The sequence below is a fragment of the Litorivivens sp. genome (assembly GCF_041625495.1).
Lineage (GTDB): Bacteria > Pseudomonadota > Gammaproteobacteria > Pseudomonadales > Spongiibacteraceae > Litorivivens.
In genome coordinates this window covers 1-7870 of record NZ_JBFJTH010000173.1, presented here as the reverse complement: position 1 = coordinate 7870, position 7870 = coordinate 1, and the positions used below count along the sequence as shown (strand labels likewise).

The window sequence follows — 7870 nt, the reverse complement described above, 5'->3', positions numbered from 1 at the left end:
CTGTTATTGCCAGCTGTTATTGCCAGCTGTTATTGCCAGCGGCTATTGCCGACTTTTCTGCTGCCGGGCTTCCTCGAGCAACCGTACAATCTGGGTACGCAATTTGCGTTCATCGCCCTTGCGAAACCCTTCGTGCACGGCCCGTACAAGGCCGGTGTGATCCACCAGAAAACCGGTTGGCATGCCGACCACGCCAAGGCGCTTGGGCAAGCTGCCGTCGTCTTTCACCAAAGGGTAACTTACCGGGTGGGCTTTTAGGAAGGCCTGAGCCTCATTTTCATTTTTATCAAGATTAACGGCCACCACAGTGAAGCCCTGCGACTGAAATTCGCGAAACAAGACATCCATTGCCGGTAGCGATACGCGGCAAGGGCCACACCAGGAAGCCCAGAAATCGATATAGAGGACACGGCCCTTCAGGTTTTCGGTGCGCAAGGTATCCGAATGCAGCAAGCCCGGGCGTGCAAAGTTGGGCAGCGGGTCACCCACCTTCAACGCGTAGCTCAGCGGCGCAAACCACAGCAGTGTTAGTACAACACATCGCAAAATCATCGTAAGACGCGCCCTCCCCATCCATATAGAGACTAACTATTTGTTGCCGCTACCTCGGCACCCACCCACGCCAAGTTTGGCTTTGCCGTGCCAGCACTGGAAAGACGCATACCGTCAGTATAGTGAGCGATTTACGTCCAAACCAAAACTAGAACACGTATTTTAGGTCCACACCGTAAGTGCGAGGATCTCGCACACCAACGTGGTAGGTGCCCAGCAGATCTCCAGTGAGACCACCCGGCTGCGAAATGCCATCATCCCCCGTCAGGTTGCGGCCCCACAGCGCCACTTCAAAATTTCCCGCGCCGGGTACAAACAAGACCCGGGCATTGAACACGCGGGAATCTTCGCCGTAGCCGTTAACCTGATAGAAGAAGTCTTCGTGATCTTCGTTTTCCGGGTCGGTGTTGTCTTTGAAAATATAATCCAGATGGATCAACAGAGAGCCGAAGGGCAACACCGGCGACCAGTCCAGGGTAATGGTGTAGTCCTGCGGAGCAGTGACATTCAGCTGCTCGGCTTCCTTGAATTCGGCCTGGGCATCGAAGTGGGCTTCACGCTGGGATTCCTGCTTCCGGTAGCTGTAGATAATGCCGGTACGCAGCTGGTCTGAAATCAGCCAATCCAGGGTGATTTCCGTGCCGGTAAATTCCTCGTCGGTATTGATCACCGTGGGAACTGCCGCGCCGGTACCGGGTTGCTGGGATTCGATGGATTCCTGCCGATCCTCTATCTCCATATAGAACAGCGCAATTTGGGTACGCAGGTGCTTGTCGAAAAAGTCGCCCTTGATACCCAGCTCGATATTCACCACTTCTTCCGGCTCCAGCGGCGCCTGACCGCTGCCCGGATTCAGTGAGTCAAAACCACCCGACTTGTACCCGGTGGAATACGACAGGTAGGTCATGGCCTCTTCGGTCATCTGGTAATTGGCCACCAACCGGCCGGTCACCTTGCTCCATTCTTCGGCGGCATACTCCGGCTCGTTGTTTTCAGTATTGAAGATAAGGTTTTCACCGAGCAATTGGGCGATCACAAAGTCCGAATGCGGCGCGTGCCAGCTGAATTCTTTCTCATCCTTGGAATAACGAAGCCCGACTATGACGTTCCAGCGATCGCTCAAAGTGAAATCCGCATCGCCGTATACGCCATAGTTCTTGAAAGAACCCTCGTTCAGCATGCTTTCGCTGCCAAAGGTGCCCTCGTAGCCCGGGCCAATCAGCGAATTGAGCAGCGATGGCGGAATCCCCACCTGCGCTGACGCCAGCGACACAGCGGCAGCGGTACTGAAGGTAAGATCGGTACGCTGAAAGGTATCTTCGTCGCTGTAATTCAGCCCTACAACCAGGTCGAGAAAGTCACCGGTAAAATTGAACTGCAGTTCGTTGTAGAAAATATCAGAGTCTTCGATATTGTTCGTATCAACGTATACCTCGTGCTCGCCGGTACCATCCTCGTCCTGCAGGTTGAAGGTATCGAACTGGCGGTAACTGGTGATGAACTTACCCGCCCACTGTTCGTTGATATCGAAAAAGGCCTTGGCGATCCAGGCATCCATATCACGGGTTTCGCGACCTGCGATAACGTCGGTATTGAGCTTGCGATCGGTTGGGTCGGGGTATTGGGTTCTATCGTTGAGCACACCCAGTGCTGCCTTGGGTCCGTTGTCGACCTTGTCATAATCATAGGACAGTTGCAGGGTCAGCCAGTTGCTGGCATCCCAGCGCGCTGCCAGCCGCGCTGACTGATTGTCCTGCTCGCGCGGATCGTTCGGCGACGGGCCAAAGTTTTCGATCACCGCTTCACGCGTATTGGTCAATGCGTTAACCCGGAAGGCAACGCCACCAAGCGTGATATTGCCCATCGCTTCGTAGCGTCGCAGACCGTAGTTGCCGATACGCGCGCTGAGCATGCCTTCGGTTTCCTCGCCCGGCGCATTGGGAATCATGCTAACAACACCTGCCGCCGCATTGCGCCCAAACAAGGTACCCTGCGGCCCCTTGAGCACTTCAATACGCTGCATATCGGAAAAGGCGACCGTTGTGGCGGCGCGCGGTAGATAAACTTCGTCGTAAAAAGCCGCTACCGAGGGGTCGCCGCCGGTGCTGATATTCGAGCCCTCCACGCCGCGCACGACCAGCTGCGACTGGGTAATACCGCCGCCCGCTTCACCATCCTTGGTGCTGCCAATCTGAAAGCCGGGAATATAATCCTGCATGTCTTCCAGAATCAGGGCGCCCGTGTTTTCAATGTCTGCCGAGGTTACCGTGTCCACGGTAACCGGCACGGTCTGGGCGTTCTGCTCCCGCTTCTGGGCGGTCACCACCACCTCCTCCAGCGCCAGGTCTTTTGCCACCGCCGTGGCGGTAAAAGCCAACAGGGGGAGAGCTAATCGATGCGACGTTTTTTTCATTATTCTTTACTCTCGTTTAGCAGCTGTTCAACCCGGAGGCAGCCCCGGGCTTGCGTTAGTCGGCCATTTTTTCACACTTGGCGACCTGCCCCTGAGCGGCGGCCACTTCTTTAAGTTTCTTCGGTGACAGACACAGCATGTACTCGGCCACTTTCAGCCGCAATTCCTCGGACAAATGCCCCTGCGAGGGCATCGGTGGAAAGTCCGGGCGCTTTTTCACCGGATTGGCAAGGTAGTCGGCAATACCCTGCGGGTTTTCGTAGTACTGCGCCTGAATAGCCATGGTAGGAGGCCCAATCATACGCAGGTTATAGGCATGGCAACCAGCACAGATTCCTTTGTACAAACGCGCCACACGGTCGGCATCGCTTTCGATGGTGCGAGGGGCGGCATCTTCCGGCAGCAGGTAGGTGGTCACGTCTGCCGTGGTCGTGATCTCGCACTTGCTCCACTTGCCGATACCAAAGGAAGTATAGCGTTCGGCATTAAGTATGCAGTTGTCCGGTTCCTGGGCACTGCCCACATTGGCCAGAATGTCCGGGCCAGTGGTCTTGAATTTGGTCAGCATGGCAGCCTTGACCTCGGCAACCGGTTCAGCGCCATTGTTGAACATCAGGTTGTCCAGCACCTTGATATTGTCCGGATTGGGCTCGCTTTCCTTGTCACTGGCGACATCGGTCACAAACGCCAGATCGGTAATGACGATGCCGGCGGTTTTATTGCCAGTAATGATATTGCCCTCAATCTTCACATCGTCAGCCGCCATCACCACGACACCAATACCCACGGGCACTTTGGATACGATTGAGCCTGGGGCACCAAAGTTCGGCGTGTTGTTATCGACGATAAAATTGTTGCGCACAATGATGTCGTAGGCAGTTTTGATGGGCAGGCCCGGCGTAATAAACACCAGTATGCCCGCAGTATTATTGTGTGCGTAGTTGTTCTCTACCAATGCATGACGGGTATTTTCAATCTCGATACCTGCGACACTGTTAAAAACTTCGTTGTGGCGCACATCTACGTTGTCACACATACCTACGTATATCGCCGCATCCTCAATACCGCTCAACACGTTGTATTCAATCAAGCCATTCTTGCCGAACTGCGGGAAGATGCCGTAAACACCGGTATCGATAATCCAGTTGTTCCGAATCACGTAGTTATTACCGGACTGCCCCATGATCGCATTACCCTTGTAATGCATGATCTTGAGCCACTCAATTGTGATGCCATTACCGGAATAAAGAATGGCGTCATTGAGCTTGTGATCGCCCTCCAGCAATGGCCATTTACCTTCCTTTACAACGCCCCGCAGCGTGATGTTGTCCTTGTCGATATACACACTTTCACGATACGTGCCGGGGTGAATCAGAATGACATCGCCCGATTCAGCCTTGTTGACGGCCTGCTGTATGGTCTCACCGTCTTTTACTGTTATCTCCTTAGCATAAAGCGGCAGGCAGAAAAGCAGGCTTAGCAGCAGCGTTATTTTTTTCATGGTTTATCTCCCATTGCGAGGGATGAAGGATGTTGGGTTTGTCCGCCGACAGGTAAGCCTGACGGCACGCGCTCCGGAATAATGGGCATAAAACTCTGATCTGTAAGAGTGCGAAGAAAATCTACTAGCCGGTCAAGCTCGGCATCCGTGAGCTTAGGCTCCCAAATATGCCAGTGGATACTCAGGTGCTCTCCCTCGGGTACCGCATGACCCCGCCCCTTGGTGTAGAACTCAACGGTTTCGCGCAACGACTTGAAACGACCAGAATGCATATAAGGTGCGGTTAACTCTATATTACGCAGACTTGGCACTTTAAAGCCGCCACGCAAAGAACGATCCCCTGTTGGCCCCTCAGCACCAATATCCAGCGCACGGCCTTCAGGCTCAGGGGTACCCAGCACCGCAAGTTGCTGATTGGTAAACAGGGGCGGGGTGTGGCATTCGGCGCAGCGGGCAACAAACGAGCGAAAGATATTCATTCCCGCGATTTCTTGTGCATTAAGCGCGTTGTGAAAGCCGTGGGCATAGAGATCATAACGGCTGTTGAGCGAAATCAACGACGCCTCGAATGCTGCCAGCGCGCTATAGACAGCCTCTAACGACAACCCCATACCGGGAAACGCTTGCGCAAACAGTTCGTGATAGATCGCATTCTGCGAAAGGCTTGAAAGCAATTGTTCGGGTGTATTGCCCATCTCGTGTTCCGCATACAACGGGCCTTCTGCCTGTTGCTCAAGCGTGGTGGCGCGCGCATCCCAAAAGAGCGTCTTAAGAAACCCGACATTCCAAAGGCTTGGTGCTGAGCGAGCGGCAAGGCGGTTGTGAATACCACGACTTAGCGGCAAGCCGTCAGTAAAAGCCTTGTCGGGCTGATGGCAAGAAGAACAGGCTATAGATTGATCACCAGACAGTAAGGGATCAAAAAAAAGCAAACGTCCCAGATCAATCTGTTGCGGCGAAAATCCGTCCCGAATCTCCGGCAAACCTGTTTTCAACCCTCCAACGCCCGAATCCTGCAGCGAGCGATAGTCGGAATACAGCGATGCGAAATAGCAGCGGCCCTCATCCAACTGAAAGCCCGCAGGGCAATGTTCCGATAACTGCCAGTCTGTCGCTGACGCCCACGGCGCGACAGCAACCAGCATACTCAACCAGAAGCGGCGCATCATTTCTCTGCGAGAGACTGGATATAACTGACGACGTTGGTTACGTCTTCATCGGTTGGTAAGGCTGGCGCCATCATCACCATCTGACGACCATACTTGTCGTCGGCCCCGCGTATTCCTTTACGAAAGAGTTCAAACTGGCGAACGAGATACCAATCGTCCACCCCGGCCAACGCCGGTGAATCAAGTAGCTCATTGCCCTCGGCCTTTGGCCCGTGACAAGAGCCGCACACCATGGTGTAGTAATCTTCGCCTTTTTTAGTATCGCCTTTTACCGTTCTCTCAGGAGTGTGGCCTGAGAGGGAATCTATATAGGCGACCAATGCATCCACCGCGGCCTGATCCGGTAAGGTTTTGGCGATAGCAGCCATTTGCTGCCCGAAAGTATCCTCCGGGTGCGCACCGCGCCGTCCTTCCATGAAGGCCAACATTTGGCGCTTGAGGTACCAGGGACTCTGATTGACCAACGACGGCGCATTCAGCGCTCTATTGCCTTGGCCTTTTGGGCCGTGACAGGCCTGACAAGCGACATATAGCGCCTTGCCATCACTCGCACTTGCCTGTGCGAGCATGGCCTTGGCATCGCTTGCGGCTTCCTGGCTATCGGCAGTGATCGAAGGTTCGTCACTGCAAGCAAACAGAAAAAGTGCGGCGACAAACACTGCCAAGCGCTTGATTATCATTATATTTCTCCGAGACAAAGCGGGTAGACATGGTAGTGTCCAGATTCTAACCCAGTTTGCAGGTCAAGTGCACAGCGAAAACATGGCGCTACTGCAACGCTAGGCGGAGGGCTTCCAATTCGGCTTTGGCTTCCTTCAAAAACAACAGACCCTGTTCAGGCCCCAAAGCGCCAAGATCGAGCTTGGCAAAGGCGGGCATATCAGGCAAGGGTGGCAATGCCTTAAAACCGGGTTGTCCGATATAGGTGTGGTAGCGGGCAACCAGAATCAGATCGACGAGCTCGGGAGCTGGCTGCCTGTCCCGCAGCCATGCTTCGCGATCAAGTCCGACGACAACCATGGCGGGCTCGAAGCCCCAAGCATTCAGGATTAATCCGCTTACTTTTCCGGCAAACTGTTGCAGTAATTCCTGAACACTGGCGGGATTGGCTGCAAGATCGGGAAAGTGTTGGAGCTGCGCCAGAATTGGCAGTGCTCCTATATCTTGCATCAACCCCGCCAACAGGGCTTTTTCCGTTGGAAACCCACAGCGCGGAGCCATTACATGCGCCATAGCAGCGGTGTGAACGCTACGCTGCCAGACCGCACGTAGATGCCCTTTGATAGTGGGCTCTTTCAGAAAAAACAGGGTGCGGATGGCATAACTTGCGGTGAGATCACGGGTGGCATCAATGCCAAGCCGCGTCAACGCCGTCGTTAAAGAAGAAACCACACGCCCGCGATTATACTGTGCGCTGTTCCCTATTTTGATCAAATAGGCGCTCAAGCCTGGATCCTGCTGAATCACTTGTACTAGCTCGTTCAGAGCCAAATCGCGTTCAAGCGCTATCGATCGCACTTCTAGTGCTATGTCGGGCAAGCTGGGCAACTCGAGCGTGCCGTCCTTAAGTGCCCTCAAAATTCGCGCAAAAAACTCACGTCGAACAGCGCTCAAGCTGCCACTCTCATGGGATCGTTCGCTAATTAGTCCGTACCCTGCGACAACTAAAACTCCACTGTCACTCTCAGCGAATCAAATGGCAATACGGGCTAGCCCTAATGCCACACACAAAGATTTAACTATTTGATAAACAAAAAAGCCGCTGATTAGCGGCTTTCTCAAAGATTGCCAGCTGAAACCGCCACTACATGACACGCTCAGCAGGCGGGGGACAATCCAAGCTAGCCCTCTATAGGCAGCAAACAGGCTGTTGCAGGATCACCATCGGCACAGGCATTGAGCTGCTCAAGTACGGTTTCCGGAGAAGCCTGATTGCCTTCGATCGGCAACGGGCAGGCCGTAGATACATCCTGATCAGTACAGTCTGCAAAACACTGTCCGTAGGTTTCCGGATTAGTAGAGTCACATGCCACCGGATCACCACCGCCCGGCTGCTGTTCTACCGGCAGCGGGCAGACTGTTGCAGGATCACGGTCCGCACAGTCATTGAGCTGATCAAGCACTTCCTGCAGTTCTCCCGGCACTCCCGGATCACCTTCCACCGGCAGCGGACAGGCCGTAGTTACATCCTGATCAGTACAGTCTGCAAAACACTGGCCGTAGGTTTCCGGATTG

Annotated in this window: 7 protein-coding genes; all 7 read right to left on the bottom strand. The window is 54.1% G+C overall.

Going from position 1 to position 7870, the window contains the following annotated elements:
• Positions 1–42 precede the first annotated feature (42 nt).
• The gene (locus tag ABYP39_RS15790; RefSeq protein WP_372748129.1) at positions 43–552 is read right to left on the bottom strand and encodes a TlpA family protein disulfide reductase; all 510 of its coding nucleotides are present in this window, start codon (positions 550–552) and stop codon (positions 43–45) included.
• 148 nt (positions 553–700) lie between these two features.
• A complete protein-coding gene (locus ABYP39_RS15785) occupies positions 701–2965 on the bottom strand; it encodes a TonB-dependent receptor (protein ID WP_372748130.1) in 2265 nt (754 codons plus the stop codon).
• Positions 2966–3020: 55 nt separating this feature from the next.
• The gene (locus ABYP39_RS15780; protein ID WP_372748131.1) at positions 3021–4466 is read right to left on the bottom strand and encodes a parallel beta-helix domain-containing protein; all 1446 of its coding nucleotides are present in this window, start codon (positions 4464–4466) and stop codon (positions 3021–3023) included.
• Entirely contained in the window at positions 4463–5635 is a 1173-nt protein-coding gene (locus ABYP39_RS15775; RefSeq protein ID WP_372748132.1) for a cytochrome-c peroxidase, read from the bottom strand. The genes ABYP39_RS15780 and ABYP39_RS15775 overlap by 4 nt, the downstream gene beginning before the upstream one ends.
• Positions 5632–6315: a cytochrome c gene (locus tag ABYP39_RS15770; protein ID WP_372783498.1), complete on the bottom strand. Its 684-nt coding sequence runs from the start codon at positions 6313–6315 to the stop codon at positions 5632–5634. The genes ABYP39_RS15775 and ABYP39_RS15770 overlap by 4 nt, the downstream gene beginning before the upstream one ends.
• Before the next feature lie 88 nt (positions 6316–6403).
• Complete coding sequence (locus ABYP39_RS15765) at positions 6404–7249, bottom strand: HDOD domain-containing protein (RefSeq protein WP_372783496.1); 846 nt, start codon at positions 7247–7249, stop codon at positions 6404–6406.
• Positions 7250–7476: 227 nt separating this feature from the next.
• Positions 7477–7870 (bottom strand): hypothetical protein (locus ABYP39_RS15760; protein ID WP_372783494.1); only part of this gene is annotated, 394 nt, incomplete at its 5' end.

What these genes read in the sequence shown, in the direction of transcription:
- ABYP39_RS15790 (WP_372748129.1), bottom strand. Translation starts at nt 552, where the DNA reads ATGATTTTGCGATGTGTTGTACTAACACTGCTGTGGTTTGCGCCGCTG.
- ABYP39_RS15785 (WP_372748130.1), bottom strand. Translation starts at nt 2,965, where the DNA reads ATGAAAAAAACGTCGCATCGATTAGCTCTCCCCCTGTTGGCTTTTACC.
- ABYP39_RS15780 (WP_372748131.1), bottom strand. Translation starts at nt 4,466, where the DNA reads ATGAAAAAAATAACGCTGCTGCTAAGCCTGCTTTTCTGCCTGCCGCTT.
- ABYP39_RS15775 (WP_372748132.1), bottom strand. Translation starts at nt 5,635, where the DNA reads ATGATGCGCCGCTTCTGGTTGAGTATGCTGGTTGCTGTCGCGCCGTGG.
- ABYP39_RS15770 (WP_372783498.1), bottom strand. Translation starts at nt 6,315, where the DNA reads ATGATAATCAAGCGCTTGGCAGTGTTTGTCGCCGCACTTTTTCTGTTT.